The sequence below is a fragment of the Rhizobium album genome, assembly GCF_003122325.1.
Classification (GTDB): domain Bacteria; phylum Pseudomonadota; class Alphaproteobacteria; order Rhizobiales; family Rhizobiaceae; genus Metarhizobium; species Metarhizobium album.
Genome location: NZ_QFBC01000062.1, coordinates 1 through 527, shown reverse-complemented (window position 1 = coordinate 527; position 527 = coordinate 1). Strand labels below are relative to the sequence as shown.

Below are 527 nucleotides of genomic sequence, written 5' to 3'. Positions count from 1 at the left end.
GTCTTCGTGCTGACCTCCAGGGACATCAACTTCTCGGCAGCAAAGCCGATCATCTCCCGGAGCAAATCGGCATCAGCGCTCTTCTCAACGAGCGAGCGCAGGGTCATCATGTCGTCGGTCATCGGTGTTCTTTCCATCAGGTTGGTCTTGAACAACCCGACCCTACCGGAAAAACACTGGTGACCGCCGATACCCTGATACACCACCTCCTGGGACACGATCATCCGAAGGTGATTCGAGACCTGTGCGCGGAAATTTATTGATGATTCAATTCGTTCGTCGAATGATGGAGGTGTGTGATGAGCCGTCGCCAGATTGGTCAGGAAGCATTCGGGTTTGCAGTTGATCGGTCCGGCACTTCTTCGCTGGATGGTCTTGCTGACCTGATCGATCGGGCACCGGTCGATCAAGCGCTGGTGGTTATTTCATGCGCGGCCAGGGGCGAGCCGGCATGGCCGCCGCTCGCCCTTTTGAAGGCGATGCTGTTGTCGATCTGGTATGACTTGTCGGACGTGAAGCTGGCTGAG

Annotated in this window: 1 protein-coding gene and 1 pseudogene; one reads left to right on the top strand and one right to left on the bottom strand. The window is 56.2% G+C overall.

Annotation, left to right across the window (positions count from 1 at the left end; genetic code table 11):
* Positions 1-224 (bottom strand): annotated as a pseudogene (locus DEM27_RS34925) (hypothetical protein); the annotation flags it as partial.
* A 75-nt stretch (positions 225-299) separates the two neighbouring features.
* Between DEM27_RS34925 and DEM27_RS33420 the strand changes: the two are divergent.
* The coding region (locus DEM27_RS33420; RefSeq protein ID WP_133251711.1) for a transposase at positions 300-527 on the top strand (228 nt) is incomplete at its 3' end.